17 protein-coding genes are annotated in these 15,034 nt (G+C 71.3%); 5 read left to right on the top strand and 12 right to left on the bottom strand.

Going from position 1 to position 15,034, the window contains the following annotated elements:
• From EPO13_09315 to recO, 4 genes are all read right to left on the bottom strand, one after another.
• Positions 1-726, bottom strand: a complete 726-nt coding sequence (locus tag EPO13_09315) for a TIGR03943 family protein (GenBank protein TAK68951.1) — start codon at positions 724-726, stop codon at positions 1-3.
• Positions 708-1,727: a permease gene (locus EPO13_09310; GenBank protein ID TAK68950.1), complete on the bottom strand. Its 1,020-nt coding sequence runs from the start codon at positions 1,725-1,727 to the stop codon at positions 708-710. Before EPO13_09310 ends, EPO13_09315 begins: the two co-directional genes overlap by 19 nt.
• Positions 1,727-2,500: an isoprenyl transferase gene (locus EPO13_09305; protein ID TAK69061.1), complete on the bottom strand. Its 774-nt coding sequence runs from the start codon at positions 2,498-2,500 to the stop codon at positions 1,727-1,729. Before EPO13_09305 ends, EPO13_09310 begins: the two co-directional genes overlap by 1 nt.
• A 74-nt stretch (positions 2,501-2,574) precedes the next feature.
• Complete coding sequence (gene recO, locus EPO13_09300) at positions 2,575-3,306, bottom strand: DNA repair protein RecO (GenBank protein TAK68949.1); 732 nt, start codon at positions 3,304-3,306, stop codon at positions 2,575-2,577.
• A gap of 84 nt (positions 3,307-3,390) precedes the next feature.
• Between recO and EPO13_09295 the strand changes: the two genes are divergently transcribed.
• Positions 3,391-4,650: an AI-2E family transporter gene (locus tag EPO13_09295; GenBank protein ID TAK68948.1), complete on the top strand. Its 1,260-nt coding sequence runs from the start codon at positions 3,391-3,393 to the stop codon at positions 4,648-4,650.
• 52 nt (positions 4,651-4,702) lie between these two features.
• Here EPO13_09295 and EPO13_09290 read toward each other — a convergent pair whose 3' ends face one another.
• Entirely contained in the window at positions 4,703-5,629 is a 927-nt protein-coding gene (locus tag EPO13_09290) for a GTPase Era (GenBank protein ID TAK68947.1), read from the bottom strand.
• A gap of 104 nt (positions 5,630-5,733) precedes the next feature.
• Between EPO13_09290 and EPO13_09285 the strand changes: the two genes are divergently transcribed.
• Genes EPO13_09285 through EPO13_09270 form a run of 4 tightly spaced genes read left to right on the top strand, consistent with a single transcriptional unit; the run spans position 5,734 to position 9,213 of the window.
• Complete coding sequence (locus tag EPO13_09285) at positions 5,734-6,915, top strand: ATP-binding cassette domain-containing protein (protein ID TAK69060.1); 1,182 nt, start codon at positions 5,734-5,736, stop codon at positions 6,913-6,915.
• Between the two features lie 53 nt (positions 6,916-6,968).
• Positions 6,969-7,559, top strand: coding sequence for an ABC transporter permease subunit (locus EPO13_09280; protein TAK69059.1), 591 nt, complete (start codon positions 6,969-6,971; stop codon positions 7,557-7,559).
• A complete protein-coding gene (locus EPO13_09275; protein TAK68946.1) occupies positions 7,532-8,275 on the top strand; it encodes an ABC transporter permease in 744 nt (247 codons plus the stop codon). Before EPO13_09280 ends, EPO13_09275 begins: the two co-directional genes overlap by 28 nt.
• 26 nt (positions 8,276-8,301) lie before the next feature.
• Entirely contained in the window at positions 8,302-9,213 is a 912-nt protein-coding gene (locus tag EPO13_09270) for an ABC transporter substrate-binding protein (protein ID TAK68945.1), read from the top strand.
• A 128-nt stretch (positions 9,214-9,341) separates the two neighbouring features.
• Here EPO13_09270 and EPO13_09265 read toward each other — a convergent pair whose 3' ends face one another.
• The 7 genes from EPO13_09265 to dnaJ all read right to left on the bottom strand — a co-directional run bounded on the left by EPO13_09265 (position 9,342) and on the right by dnaJ (position 14,929).
• Positions 9,342-9,692, bottom strand: coding sequence for a cytidine deaminase (locus tag EPO13_09265; protein TAK69058.1), 351 nt, complete (start codon positions 9,690-9,692; stop codon positions 9,342-9,344).
• Positions 9,693-9,708: 16 nt separating this feature from the next.
• Complete coding sequence (locus EPO13_09260; protein TAK68944.1) at positions 9,709-11,064, bottom strand: HlyC/CorC family transporter; 1,356 nt, start codon at positions 11,062-11,064, stop codon at positions 9,709-9,711.
• Positions 11,061-11,531, bottom strand: coding sequence for an rRNA maturation RNase YbeY (ybeY, locus tag EPO13_09255; protein TAK68943.1), 471 nt, complete (start codon positions 11,529-11,531; stop codon positions 11,061-11,063). The genes EPO13_09260 and ybeY overlap by 4 nt, the downstream gene beginning before the upstream one ends.
• A 4-nt stretch (positions 11,532-11,535) precedes the next feature.
• Positions 11,536-12,561, bottom strand: coding sequence for a PhoH family protein (locus EPO13_09250; GenBank protein ID TAK68942.1), 1,026 nt, complete (start codon positions 12,559-12,561; stop codon positions 11,536-11,538).
• A 133-nt stretch (positions 12,562-12,694) separates the two neighbouring features.
• A complete protein-coding gene (locus EPO13_09245) occupies positions 12,695-13,036 on the bottom strand; it encodes a histidine triad nucleotide-binding protein (protein TAK68941.1) in 342 nt (113 codons plus the stop codon).
• 25 nt (positions 13,037-13,061) lie between these two features.
• A complete protein-coding gene (locus tag EPO13_09240; GenBank protein TAK68940.1) occupies positions 13,062-13,808 on the bottom strand; it encodes a 16S rRNA (uracil(1498)-N(3))-methyltransferase in 747 nt (248 codons plus the stop codon).
• Entirely contained in the window at positions 13,805-14,929 is a 1,125-nt protein-coding gene (gene dnaJ / locus EPO13_09235; GenBank protein ID TAK68939.1) for a molecular chaperone DnaJ, read from the bottom strand. Before dnaJ ends, EPO13_09240 begins: the two co-directional genes overlap by 4 nt.
• Positions 14,930-15,034 lie beyond the last annotated feature (105 nt).

The following is a 15,034-nucleotide window of genomic DNA, read 5'->3' as shown; positions in this document are numbered from 1 at the left end:
CTACTCGTACGGATTCTTCGGTTTGCGGATCTCGGTGACCGTGGCAGGCTGCACCCACGGGATCGCCGCGTCGCTCGCGGTGCCCCCACCCGGCGTCCAGCGCCCGACGACCCGCACCCAGGTGTTGGCCGGCAGGTCCCGCGCTCCGATCGCCTTGACGCGCACCGTGGTCGCGTCGGCAGCGCAACAGGTCAGCGACAATCGTGTCAGCCACCAGCCCCCGGCAGGATCCGGCGTCACGAAACCCACCAACTGCACGGTTCGGCCCTGCAGCGTGAGCCCGGCGTCCCACACCGCTCGAGCGGCATAGTCCGCCAGCAGCAACGGGACCGGGTCGGTGGCCGGCAGCGGGGGTGCCTTCGGACTCGCCGGCGCAGCGACGTTGGTGGTGGCCCGGGCAGCGGTGTAGGCACCCAGCGACGGCGGCGCGATGACGAAGATCGCGACGATGGGCACCAGCAGCAACCAGGCGCTGCGCGACCCGCCGCGATGACGGTGGCCGTGCTCAGGCGCCGACTCCTCGGACCGGCCGGACTGCCGCAGGACATCGGCGATCAGCAGCAGGCCGAGGGCGACGAGCAGGCCGCCGCTGGCCAACAGCCACGGGCGCATCGACTCCTTCACGTAGCTCAGGTACGTGTCGTCCCAGCAGATCCGCAGCACTGCGCCGCCGACCAGGACCAGCACGATGCCTTGCACGTCGCGCTTCACGTCAGCAGCCACCACCCGACCAGCACGCTGAACCCGACGGCGACCACGAACGTCGCCGGGGCGAAGCGAGCCGCGAACGCGCGGCCGAAGGTCCCCGACTGCAACACGATGAGCTTCACGTCGACCATCGGACCGACCACGAGGAACGCCAGCCGGGCGGTGAGGGAGAACTGGGTGAGACTGGCCGCGACGAATGCGTCGGCCTCCGAACAGATCGCCAGCACGACCGCCAGTGCAGCCAGCCCGAGTACCGACAGCAGCGGCTTGTCGGCCAGCGCCTGCAGCCACTGCTGCGGGACGACGACGTTGAGAGCAGCTGCGGTCAGCCCGCCGACGACCAGGAAACCACCGGCGTGCAGGAAGTCGTGAGTCACGGTGAGCCGGAACGTATGACGGCGGTTGACCCCGACCAGGTGGTCGCGGCGCGGAATTCGCAACCAGCGTTCGCGGCCCAGTCGCAGCCAGAGCCACCCCATGGTCATCGCGACGGCCAGCGACGCGATCAGCCTGGCCCACACCAGCTGCGGATTCCCGGGGAAGGCGACGTACGTCGACACGAGGACAACCGGGTTGACCGCCGGGGCGGACAGCAGGAACGCCAGCGCGGCCGCGGGCGTGACGCCGCCGGCCATGAGGCCGCCGGCGACCGGGACCGAGGCACATTCACAGCCGGGCAACACGACGCCGGCGGCGCTGGCGACCGGGACGGCGAGGACCTTGCGGCGCGGCAACGCCTTGTCCCAGAACGAGGTCGGCACGAACGCGGCGATGGCTCCGGACAGCAGGACTCCCAGCACCAGGAACGGCAGAGCCTGGACCACGATCGAGACAAAGATCGTCGCGCCGGTCTGCACCGCCTCGTTGCCCTCGATCAACGCGGCGAGCGGCCGCTGACCGAGCAGCAGGACGACCAGTCCCGCCGTCAGCAGTTCCAGCGCGCCTGGCCGGTAGCGCCGCCGGTCGCGCTGCGCGGCAGCGCCGTCCGGCTCGGCCAGCAGCCCCGTGCGATCCGGCATCACGGTGCCGCGCCGACGATCCCGCCGTACCGGCGATCGCGCGAGGCGAAGATCTCGCAGGCGTGCCACAGGTGCCGCCGGTCGAACTCGGGCCACAACGTGTCGAGGAACACCAGTTCGGCGTAGGCGGACTGCCAGAGCAGGAAGTTGCTGGTGCGCTGCTCCCCGGAGGACCGGACGAACAGGTCGACGTCGGGCATGTCCGGTTCGTCGAGGTAGCGCCCGAGCAGCCGTTCGTCCACCTTGTCCGGGCGGATTCGCCCCGCGGCGACCTCCCGGGCGATGGCCGCGGCAGCGTCGGCGATCTCGGCGCGCCCGCCGTAGTTGACACACATGGTCAGCGTCAGCGTCCGGTTCGCCGCGGTCAGCTCTTCGGCGACCAGGAGTTCGTCGATGACGGACTTCCACAGCCGGGGCCGGCGACCCGCCCAGCGCACCCGGACGCCGAGCTCGTTCATCTCGTCACGGCGACGGCGGATGACGTCACGGTTGAAGCCCATGAGGAATCGGACCTCGTCCGGCGACCGCCGCCAGTTCTCGGTCGAGAACGCATAGGCGGACAACCACGACACGCCCAGTTCGATCGCACCGTGCACGCAGTCGAGCAGGCTGGCTTCGCCTGCCTCATGGCCTGCAGTGCGGGGCAGGCCCCGTTGTTGCGCCCACCGCCCGTTGCCGTCCATGACGACCGCGACGTGCCGCGGGACCAGTGCCGGCGGGATCGCCGGCGGAGTGGCTCCGCTGGGATGCGGCGTGGGCGGGCGGCGAGGCAGGCGTGACACGAGGTCATCCTGACACCGCGGGCCGCCGGATCCCGGTCAGCCACAGCACGCCGACGGCCTCGCGGTCAGCTGCGGTCGACCAGCGGCAGGGAGCGCAGGCCGCGCTCCAGGTGCCACTGCAGGTACGCCGCGACCAGCCCACCGGCCTCCCGCCGATGCCGGTGCTCGCTGGCATCGGCGACGTCCCAGTCACCGGACAACAGCGCGCCGAGCAGAACCAGGGTGTCCGGGGCGGGGGCGGCCGACCCCGGCGGGCGGCAGTCGGCGCACACCGCGCCGCCGGAACCCAGCGAGAACGCCCGGTGCGGACCGGCGGAACCGCATCGCGCGCACCGGTCGAACGACGGCGACCAGCCGGCGATTGCCAAGGACCGCAACAGGTAAGCGTCCAGCACCAGCCCGGCCGCGTGCTGTCCGCTGACCAGCGCCCGCAGTCCACCGACGAGCAGCAGGTACTGCTGCGTGGCCGGCTCCCGCTCTTCCGGTGTCAACCGCTCGGCGGTCTCCAGCATCGCCGTGCCCGCCGTCCAGCGCGGGTAGTCGCCGGCGAGCGTGGCACCGAACGCGGTGAGCGATTCGACCTGCGTCACCGTGTCCAGCGAACGCCCGACGTACAACTGCGCGTCGACATGGCCGAACGGTTCCAGTCGTGAGCCGAAGCGGCTCGAGGTACGGCGTACCCCCTTGGCCACCGCCCGCACCCGGCCGTGAGTTCTGGTGAGCAGCGTGATGATCCGGTCGGCCTCACCCAACCGCTGGGTGCGCAGCACGACGGCGTCGTCACGGTAGACCGGCACGCTGCCATGGTCGCAGCCGCGCCGGCGGCCTGCCGCACGGCGCGCGTCAGACGTCGCGCGCCGCGCAGCGGGCAGGATCGCCGTATGCGCTTCCTGCCGCGCCGGCGTACGGCGGAACCTGCCCCGCCCGTAGCGCAGCCGAGCCCGGCGGCCGAGGTCGCCGACGCCGCCGTCCCGCCGGTGCCGACCGCCAGTAGCGATCAGGTCCAGTTCGTGGCGTTCCACCCGCGTTGGCTCCGGCGTGCCACCGTGCTGGTGCTGCTGCTGGTCGTGGCGTGGCGGGTGGCGGACTGGCTGTTCGGCCAGGTGTCGGACTTCCTCTTCCTGCTGCTGCTGGCCTGGTTGATCTCCATCGCGTTGGAGCCGTTCGTCCATGCGATGGCACGGCGCGGCATGCGCCGGGGTGCGGCCACCGCCATCGCCCTGTTTGCCCTCCTGCTGCTGGCGCTGGCGTTCTTCGCGGTGCTCGGCGGGCTGCTCTTCACCCAGGTTTCCGGGCTCATCACGTCGCTGCCGTCGCTGATCAACGATGTCGTCACCTGGGTCAACGACACGTTCCACACCACGATCGACCCGCAACAGATCACCGACCAGCTCAATCTGACCCCGGAGCAGATCGCGAGCCTCGCCAGCAATGTCGCCGGCGGGTTCTTCGGAATCGTCACCTCGATCGTGGGGGTCGCGTTCAACGCGCTGACCGTGCTGGTGTTCGCCTTCTATTTCTCCGCCGACGGCCCTCGGTTGCGGCAGACGATCGCGTCCTGGTTGCCGCCGCGGCAGCAGCGCGTCTTCGTCACGGTATGGGAGATCGCCGTGGTCAAGGCCGGCGGCTTCGTCATCTCCCGGGCGGGCCTGGCCGTGCTGTCCGCGGCATTCCACGCGCTGTTCTTCCTGCTGATCGACGTGCCGTACTGGCTGCCCATGGGCCTGTTCGCGGGCATCACCAGCCAGTTCATCCCGACGATCGGGACCTATCTCGGTATCGCCGTACCCGCACTCTTCGCCGCCTTCGACGACCCGATCGACGTGGTCTGGATCGTGCTGTTCGCGACGGTGTACCAGCAGGTGGAGAACTACATCTTCACCCCGCGCGTCAGCCGCGCCACGATGAACATCCATCCGGCCATCGCGCTGGGCTCGGTCTTCGTCGGCGCCGCCATCTTCGGCGTCCTCGGCGCCCTGATCGGCATCCCGATCGCCGCGGCCGTCATCGCGGTGATCGAGACCTACGGCCGGCGCTACGACCTGGTCCCCGAACTCGCGACCGTGCACGAGGAGGTCGCCGCCGCGGCGAGCGAGGCGAGCGCCACGGCGACGACGACGGCGCCGACCGGCCCCGACTGACCGACACCGGCAGCGGCGCCAGCGGCTGCAGCTGGCAGAAACCCGGCAGCCCTCAGAAACCCAAGCGGCGCAACTGCTTCGGGTCGCGCTGCCAGTCCTTGGCCACCTTCACCCGCAGGTCGAGGTAGACCGGCGTCCCGAGCAGTCGCTCGATCTGCACTCGAGCACGGGTTCCCACCTCTCGCAGCCGGGCGCCACCGGCCCCGATCACGATGCCCTTCTGGCTGGGGCGCTCGACGTACACGATCGCCTCGATGTCGACCAGCGGGCGGTCGGCGGACCGGCCCTGCCGCGACCCCAGCTGCTCGACCACGACCGCGATCGAATGCGGCAACTCGTCGGTGACGCCCTCCAGCGCGGCTTCGCGGATGAGTTCGGCGACCATGACCTCTTCCGGCGAATCGGTGAGTTCGCCGTCCGGGTACAGCACCGGGCCCTCGGGCAACCGCGCCACCAGCAGGTCCGCCAACAACGGGACCTGGTCGCCGGAGATCGCGCATACCGGCACCACCTCGGCCCACGACAGCCCGCATTCGGCGCCGAGCTCCACCGCCTGCACCAGGGCCCGGGCGACCCCGTCGCGACCGACCCGGTCCGTCTTGGTCACGACCGCGAACACCGGAGTGCCGATCCCCGCGAGCGCCCGGGCGATGAAACGGTCACCGGGACCGACCTTCTCGTCGGCGGGCAGGCACAGCACCACGAGGTCGACCTCGGCCCACGTCGCCCGCACCAGATCGTTGAGCCGTTCACCGAGCAGCGTCCGCGGCTTGTGCAGGCCGGGGGTGTCGACGAGGACCAGCTGCGCATCCAGGCGATGAACGATGCCGCGGATCGTGTGACGGGTCGTCTGCGGCCGGCTCGAGGTGATGGCGATCTTCTCGCCGACCAGGGCGTTGGTGAGCGTGGACTTCCCCGCGTTGGGCCGCCCGACGAGGCTGGCGAAGCCCGACCGGTGGGCGGGCACCTGCGACGTCACCGGCTCATTGTGACGGTCCGGCACCGCGACCGTTCCCCGGGCGGGCGCCGGGGACCGCGGGTATGGTCCGCGGAGCCTGCCGCTGTCGAGACGGGGTGGATGACGTGCTCGCGTTCGACGACGTGGTCAAGCAGTACGCCGGCGGCACCGTCGCTGTCGACCACCTCAGCCTCGTCGCGCCGACCGGCCGGATCACCGTCCTGGTCGGACCGTCCGGCTGCGGCAAGACGACGTCGCTGCGGATGATCAACCGCATGATCACGCCCACCAGCGGCCTGATCACCATCGACGGCGTCGACATCGCCAGCACCAACGCCGCGCAACTGCGGCGCGGCATCGGGTACGTCATCCAGCACGCCGGGCTGTTCCCGCACCGCACGGTGATCGACAACGTGGCGACGGTCCCCCGCCTGCTGCGCTGGGACCGCCGGCGGCGGCGGGCGCGCGCGCTGGAGCTGCTGGATCGCGTCGGTCTGTCGGCGGAGTTCGCCGATCGGTATCCCGCCCAGCTGTCCGGCGGGCAACAGCAGCGGGTGGGCGTCGCCCGGGCACTGGCGGCCGACCCGCCGGTCATGCTCATGGACGAGCCGTTCAGTGCGGTGGACCCGGTCGTGCGGGAGCAGCTGCAGGAGGAGTTCCTGCGGTTGCAGGCCGAGTTGGGCAAGACCATCGTCTTCGTCACTCACGACATCGACGAGGCCATCCGGCTCGGCGACCAGGTCGCCGTCCTGCGGGTCGGCGGCACGCTGGCCCAGCTGTCCGCGCCCGAGCAGTTGCTGCACGACCCCGTCGACGACTTCGTGGCCGGATTCGTCGGACGCGATCGCGGCTACCGGGCGCTCAGTTTCCTGCCGGCGGTCGACCTACCGCTGCAGGCAGAACCGACCGTGGTCCTCGGTGCCGACGCGGCCGATGCCCGGCGAACCGCGGTCGACGACTGGCTGCTGGTGGTCGGGCCCGAGCGGGGCGAGCCGGTGGGCTGGGTCGACGTACGCCGGCTGACCACCGTGGTCGATGCCGCCCTGCTGCATCGGGGTGGCACCGTGGCGCGCACCGACGGTTCCATGCGGGCCGCGCTGGACGCCGCGCTCTCGTCGCCGGCCGGCCGCGGCGTGATCGCCGACCCGACCGGCCGGTTCGCCGGCGTGGTCCGCCCGGCGGCCGTGCTCGCTGCCCTGCCGGACGCGACAGCGGCCGGCCCCACGACACCGCCGGCTGCGACAGCGGCCGGCCCCACGACACCGCCGGCTGCGACAGCGGCTGGCCCGAATTCGCGGCCGACGTGATCGACTACCTGCGCGACAACGCCGGGACGATCTGGGAGCTGGCCCGCGCCCACATGGTCCTCGCGGCGGTGCCGACCGTGGTGGGCCTCCTCATCGCGGTGCCGATCGGCTGGATCGCCCGGGCACACCCGGCGCTACGAGTGACCTTTGTATCGGTCTCCGGCCTGCTGTACACGATTCCGTCGCTGGCCTTGTTCGTCGCCCTACCGACGCTCATCGGCACCCGGATCCTCGACCCGCTCAACGTGGTTGTCGCCCTGACGATCTACACCGTGGCCCTCCTGGTCCGCACCGTCGTCGACGGTCTCGACTCGGTACCGGCCGACGTCCGGGCGGCGGCTACGGCGATGGGCTACCGACCGGTGCGCCGGCTGCTGCAGGTGGAGCTGCCGGTTGCGGTTCCCGTCGTCGGCGCCGGCGTCCGCGTCGCCGCGGTCACCAACGTGAGCATCGTGTCGGTCGCCGCCCTGATCGGGGTGCCGCAGCTCGGACAGCTGCTGACGCAGGGCTTCCAGCTCGCGTCGTGGCCGCCCATCATCACCGGCATCGTCGGGTGCGTCGTGGTGGCCGTCGTGTTCGACATCGTCGTCATGGTCGTCGTCCACTACCTGACCGGATGGCAACGGGCCGGAGCACACCGGTGACCGGCCAGGTCTGGGCGTGGCTGACCGATCCAGCGCACTGGAGCGGCAGCGACGGCATCGCCCGGCGCATCGTCGAGCACGTCGCCTATTGCCTTGTCGCCGTGGGTGTCGCGGCACTGATCGCTGTGCCGCTGGGCCTGCTGATCGGCCATACCGGTCGCGGGACCGTCCTGATCGCCAGCACGGCCAACGCGTTGCGGGCGCTGCCCACCCTGGGTCTGGTCATCCTGCTGGTCCTGCTGGTGTCGCCCCATCTGGGCGGCGATCTGGCGTTCGTCGGGCCAGCCATCGCCGTCCTGGTCCTGCTGGCGATCCCCTCGATCCTCGCCGGCACCTACGCCGGCGTACGGCAGGTCGATCCCGCGGCGCGCGACGCCGCCCGCGGGATGGGGCTGTCGGGCTGGCAGGTGTTGTGGCAGGTCGAGGTCCCGGGGGCGACAGCGTTGATCATGTCGAGCATCCGGTCGGCCATGTTGCAGGTGGTCGCGACCGCGACGATCGCCGCGTACGTCTCGCTCGGCGGGCTGGGCCGGTTCCTCATCGACGGTCAAGCCGTCCGCGACTATCCGCAGATGCTCGGCGGTGCCGTGCTGGTGGCTGTGTTGGCGCTGGTCGTGGATCTGCTGCTCATCGCCGTACAGCGGTTCGCGACGCCGCGGGGGCTGCGAGTCGCGCGGTGGCGCGGCAGCCGGCGCCGTCGTCGTGCGTTAGCCTGACTCCACATTTTCGATAGGAGATCATCGTGAAGCGAATCGTCCTTGGTGTGGTAGCGGCCGTAGCGACCGTGGGGCTCGCCGCCTGCGGCAGCAGCGATCCACTCGCCAGCGGCTCGTCGGCTTCGGTCAGTTCCGGCGGCCCCATCACGGTGGGTTCGGCGAACTTCCCGGAGAACGTGCTGCTCGCGGAGATCTACGCCCAGGCGCTGCAGGGCCAGGGAATCCAGGTGAGCAAGAAGCTCAACATCGGGTCTCGGGAGACCTACCTGCCGGCGCTGCAGGACGGCTCGATCAACCTCATCCCCGAATACACCGGTGTGTTGCTGCAGTACTTCGACAAGTCCGCGACCGCGTCGTCGCCGGACGACGTATACGCCGCCCTGCAGAAGGCGCTGCCCACGACCTTGACCGTCCTGGCCAAGTCTCCGGCCCAGGACAAGGACTCGCTCGTGGTGACCAAGCAGACCGCGACGCAGGACAAGCTCACGACGATCGCCGACCTGGGGCCCTACGCGTCGCAGCTGGTCCTCGGCGGTCCGCCGGAGTTCAAGACCCGCCCGACCGGCGTCCCCGGCCTCACCTCGGTGTACGGCCTGACGTTCAAGGAGTTCAAGCCACTGGACACCGCGGGCCCGCTCACCGTGCAGGCCCTGAAGAACGGCCAGGTCCAGGTCGCGAACCTCTTCTCGACCGACGCCGCGATCGTCGCCAACGACTTCGTCGTCCTCGACGACCCGAAGAACCTCTTCGGTTCGCAGAACGTCGTCCCGCTGCTGGCGAAGGCGAAGGCCGACCCCACCGTCACCGCCACCTTGAACAAGGTGTCCGCGGCGCTGGACACCACGCAGCTGACCGCACTCGTCGGCCGGGTGCAGCTGGACAAGGCCGACCCCGCCACGGTGGCCAAGGACTGGCTGACCAGCAAGAACCTGGCCTGAGTCAGGTCACCGGAACGGCGGGCCCAGGCGCCGGCCCGTCGTTCCGGTGGCAGGGCAGCACGGGGCGCATCAGGTTCGGTGCGGCCAGGTCCGGTGCTATCAGGTTCGGGTGTCAGGTTCCGTTGGTGTCAGGTTCGGTGGCGGCCGGTGACGTCGCCGCGGAGCCCGGCCAGCAGGACCGGCACGTCCGTGCCGCCGGCCTCGCGCAGCACCGCGAGATCGGTGGGCGGCACCGACGCGGCGGCGGTCACCACGGCGGCCGCTTCGATTCCGCGAGCGCCGGCGGCGATCGCCTGCGCCACAGCCAGTTGCAGCGCCGATAGCGCGAGGCTGGTCAGGCCCACGGTGGCCGCGCTGTAGGTCCGGCCCGTCTCGTCGCGGACGGCCGCGCCCTCCGCGGCGTCCACCCGCGCGCGGGCCCCGCGCGCGAGCGTGACGAGCTTGGCGTCCTCGGCTGTGACCGGCGACGACTCAACCATCGACTCCCCCGTCGGCTCAGCCATCGACGGCCGTCCCGGCACTGGCAGGAGCGACGCGATCCCCGGTGGTGGCCTGGTCGCGACGCTCCGGCGGCGCGACCGGCGCCGGCCGAACCAGCACCGTGACCACCCGGTTGCGCCGGCCGGCGGCCGACTCCGCCACGAGCTGACGGCCTTCGACCTCGACGAGGGCGCCGGGAATGGCGACGCGGCCCAGCCGCTTGGCGAGCAGGCCGCCGACGGTGTCGACGCCTTCCTCCTCGCCGACCACGTGCAGCCCGACCAGGTCGGCGAAGTCGTCGACCTGCATCCGGGCGCTGACCCGCCAGGCACCGCCGGGCAGTTCCTCCACCTCCGGCGCCTGGGTGTCGTACTCGTCGGCGATCTCCCCGACGATCTCCTCGAGGATGTCCTCGATCGTGACGATGCCGGCGGTACCGCCGTACTCGTCGACGACCACGGCCATGTGCACGCGTTCGGCCTGCATGTCGCGCAGCAACTCGCCGGCGGGTTTGGAATCCGGCACGTAGGAAGCCTTGCGCATCAAGGACTCCACCCGCTCGGTCTGCTCGGCCTCGTGATGCTCGAAGACCCGCCGGGCGATGTCCTTGAGGTACACGATGCCCACGACGTCGTCCGGGCCGCCGCCGACCACGGGGATACGGGAGTAACCCGAGCGCAGCCCGAGGGACAACGCCTGCCGCAGCGTCCGGGTGCGCTCCACGAAGACCATCTCGGTCCGGGGCACCATCACCTCACGCGCGATCGTGTCGCCCAGTTCGAACACCGAGTGGATCATCTGGCGCTCGTCGTCCGCGATGACCTCGGCCGCTCCGGCCTGATCCACCAGGTCACGCAACTCCGCCTGGGTGGCGAACGGGCCTTCGCGGTAGCCGCGGCCGGGGGTGATCGCGTTGCCGATGATGATGAGCAGGCGCGACACCGGGCCCAGCAGCGTCGCCAGCGCCCCGGCGAAGCCCGCCCAGCGCAACGACACCCGCTCGGCATGCTGGCCGCCGATCGTCCGCGCGGCGACACCGATGCCGACGTACGAGATGACGACCATGACGGCGACCGCGAGCGCGACCGCCCAGCCCACCGGCCACGGCAGCGCGTCGACGCAGACGAACGTCGCGACGGCGACCGCCGACACCGAGGTGACGATCCCGAGGAACAGCAGGACGGTTACCACGCGGACCCGGTCGACCAGCACCCGGGACAACCGCTGGGCGCCACGGACTTCGTCGCGTCGCAACTCCTCGACCCGGGTCCGCGACACCCGGGTCAGCGCCGTTTCGACCATCGCGAACAGCGACGACAACGCCACCAGCACGGCCGCCAGCGCGATCAGCCAGCCGTCGGTGGCGCTCATCGTCGCCCACCCGGGGTCCGCTGTCCTTCCCACTCGGCGAGCAGGCGAGCCTGCAGCGTGAACATCTCCTGCCGTTCCGCCGGCTCGGCATGGTCGAAGCCGACCAGGTGCAGGATCCCGTGGGTCAGCAGCAGGGCGAGTTCCTCACCGAGCGACTTGCCGGCCTGCACGGCCTGCCGTACCGCCACCTGCGGGCAGATCACGACGTCGCCGAGCATGCCCTCCTCGGGCTCGGCGTCGTCGCGGGCCGGCCGCAGCTCGTCCATCGGGAACGACATCACGTCGGTCGGGCCCGCCTCGTCCATCCATCGCACGTGCAACTCGGTCATCGCCGGTTCGTCCTTCAGCACCACCGACAACTCCGCCAGCGGGTGGATCCGCAGGCGGTCGAGCAGGTAGCTCGCTTGCTGTTGCAACGCAACGAGATCGACGTCGACGCCGGACTCGTTGTTGACTTCGACGGTCACGACGTCACCGGCCCCGCGCGGCACGGACCGGGGTGCTGACCGGCGCCTCGCCGTCGGCCGAGACCCGTTCGTCGTACACGCCGTACGCCTCGACTATCGCCGCGACGAGCTTGTGCCGCACCACGTCGTGGGCCGACAGCCGGCAGAAGGCGACGTCGTCGACCTCCGACAGGATCTCCTGCACCACCCGCAGCCCGCTCGCGGTGCCCGCCGGCAGGTCGACCTGGGTCACGTCGCCGGTCACGACCATGGTGGAACCGAAACCCAACCGGGTGAGGAACATCTTCATCTGCTCCGCCGAGGTGTTCTGCGCCTCGTCGAGAATGATGAACGCGTCGTTGAGGGTGCGGCCGCGCATGTAGGCCAGCGGTGCCACCTCGATCGTGCCGCTGGTGATCAGCCGGGGAATCGAATCGGGGTCCACCATGTCGTGCAACGCGTCGTACAGCGGCCGCAGGTAGGGGTCGATCTTCTCGCTCAGCGTGCCGGGCAGGAAGCCCAGCCGCTCGCCGGCCTCGACCGCCGGCCGGGTCAGGATGATGCGGTTGACCCGCTTGGACTGCAGAGCCTGAACCGCCTTGGCCACCGCGAGGTACGTCTTGCCCGTACCAGCCGGACCGATCCCGAACACGATGGTGTGGGCGTCGATGGCGTCGACGTACTTCTTCTGTCCCAGCGTCTTCGCCCGAATGGTCCGGCCCCGGCTGCTGAGGATGTTCGCCGTCAGGACCTGCGAGGGGCTGGCCTCGGCGCTGGCGCGCAGCATGGCGATCGACCGCTCGACCGAATCGGGTGTCAGGGCCTGCCCGGTCCGCAGCACCGTCAGCAGCTCCGCCACCAGCAGCTCGACGAGCCCGACGTCGGCCGGCGTGCCGGTCACCGTGATCTCGTTGCCGCGGGCGTGCACGTCGGTGTGCGGGAAGGCCGACTCGATGACCCGCAGCAACTCGTCACCGGGGCCCAGCACGGCCACCATGGGCTGCGAGGCAGGGATGACGATCTTGGCCTGCGCTTCGGGAGTACTCGTCATGGGCGGGCCTGCTGCAGGCCGCTGTCCTGCCCTTCCGTGGTCGACTGCGAGGACGAGCTGTTCGGACGGCCATGGTACGGCGCCGTACGCCGCTGACGCCCGGTCGTTCGCCGCCTCGACGCAGCAGCGGCGCTCAGCCGGGCGGCCACGCCAGGTCTCGTCCGCCGAGGACGTGGGCATGCACGTGCAGCACGCTCTGGCTGGCGTCGCGGCCGGTGTTGAAGACGAGCCGGAAGCCCCCGGTGAGCTGCTCCTGAGCGGCCACCCGGGCCGCCGCGTCGAGCACGGCACCGGCCAGGGCGGGGTCGGTGGCGGCCAGTGACCCGACGTCGGCGTGGTGGGTCTTCGGTACGACCAGGACGTGGACCGGCGCCTGTGGCGCGACGTCGCGAAAGGCCAGCACGTCGGCGTCCTCGAGGACCACCGTCGCCGGAATCTCACCGGCGACGATGCGGCAGAAGAGGCAGTCGTTCACGGCGCGGATCCTCGCAGGTCCCCGCTCAGGTCCACCGGCCGGTCGCCGCGAGGACCACGGCGGCCGCCGCGGTGCCGGCCGTCGACGTCCGCAACACCGTCGGGCCCAGTCGTACGGCGAGTCCACCCGCGGCCACGAAGCCCGCGAGTTCATCGTCGTCGATGCCGCCCTCGGGGCCGACCACGATGACCACGTCGCCGGCCTCCGGCAGCCGCATCGCGGCCAGCCGTAGCGCCGCGGACTCGTGCAGCACCAGGCCGAGCCGCGCCGACCGCAGCAGCTGGTCGACCTCGGCCGTGCTGGCGACACCGGTGACCTCCGGGACGCGGGCCCGTCGCGCCTGCTTGCTGGCCTCCCGGGCGCTCGCCCGCCACCGCGCGAGGCCCCGTTCCGCCCGCTGCACGTCCCACCGGGCCACGCTGCGGGCGGCCGCCCACGGGACGATCACGTCCGCGCCGACCTCGGTCAGCGTCTCCACGGCGGTCTCGCCCCGGTCCCCCTTCGGCAGCGCCTGGACGACGACCACCCGAGGCTGCGGCGGTGGCTCGTGGTGCACCCGGCCGACCTCGACGGTGAGCTGGTCGCGACCGGCGACCTCGGCGACCACGCCGTGGGCTCGGGTGCCTGCCCCGTCGACCAGTTCCACCGGTTCCCCGACCCGCAGCCGGCGCACCGTCACCGCGTGCCGTCCCTCGGCTCCGTCCAGCACGATGCGACCCCCGGCGACGGAGTCGAGGACCTGCGGCGCGACGAGGAAGACCGGCGGACTCACTTGCCGGTGAACGCATCCCGCAGGCGGGCGAACAGGCCGTGCTGCCCGTTGGACAGGTCTCCGCTGGGCGATTCCTCGCCGCGCAGCGCGGCGAGTTCGCGCAGCAGTTCCTCCTGCCGGGCGTCGAGTCGCTGCGGTGTCTGGACGTCGACGTGGACGTGCAGGTCGCCGCGTCCACTGCCGCGCAGGTGGGGAACTCCCTTGCCGCGCAATGTGATCACCGACGCCGATTGGGTACCCGGGCGCAGCTCGACCTGCTCGGCGCCGTCCAGGGTCTGCAGTTCCAGCGTGTGGCCGAGGGCGGCCGCGGTCATCGGCACCGTCACCGTGGCGTGCAGGTCGTCACCGCTGCGCGAGAACACCGGGTGGTCGAGCTGCACGATCTCGACGTACAGGTCCCCGGGCGGCCCACCGCCGGGGCCCACCTCGCCCTCGCCGGTCAACTGGATACGCACCCCGGTCTCGACGCCGGGTGGGACCTTGACCGACAGCGTGCGACGGGTCCGGACCCGGCCGTCGCCGGCGCACTCCGGACACGGGTGCGGGATGAGGGTGCCGAAGCCCTGGCACTGCGGGCACGGCCGGGCTGTCATGACCTGGCCGAGGAACGACCGCTGCACGCTCTGCACCTCACCGCGGCCGCGGCACATCGTGCAGGTCACGACCTCGGTGCCCGGCGACGTCCCCGCCCCGTGGCAGGACGGACAGCCGACCGCGGTGTCGATGGTCAGCTCGCGGACCGAGCCGAACGCCGCGTCGGCCAGTTCCACGTCGAGCCGGATCAGGGCGTCCTGGCCGCGACGGGTACGGGGCCGGGGTCCGCGAGTGCCGGCACCACCGAAGAACGCGTCCATGATGTCGCCGAAACCGAAGGCGCCGGCACCTGGCCCGAAGCCGCCGCCGGCTGCGCGCGGGTCGCCGCCGAGGTCGTACACCTGCCGCTTCTCCGGGTCGGACAGCACCTCGTACGCCGCGGTCACTTCCTTGAACCGGTCCTGGGTGGCCGGATCGGGGTTGACGTCGGGGTGCAGTTCCCGCGCCAGCCGCCGGTAGGCGCGCTTGATCTCGTCGGGGGCGGCGTCACGCGCCACGCCGAGCACTGCGTAGTAGTCGGTCGCCACGGTGTTGGTCGGTGCCCCTCAGTCGTCGTATGTCGTCGTCGTACGTCGTTTTCGTCGGTATGTGGTCGTGGGTCGTCGTCGTGCGGCGAACCGCCGGACGACGGC

The organism is Actinomycetota bacterium, from assembly GCA_004297305.1.
Taxonomy (GTDB): domain Bacteria; phylum Actinomycetota; class Actinomycetes; order S36-B12; family FW305-bin1; genus FW305-bin1.
Note: the sequence above shows the minus strand (reverse complement) of the source record. Positions and strands in the feature narration are given on the sequence as shown.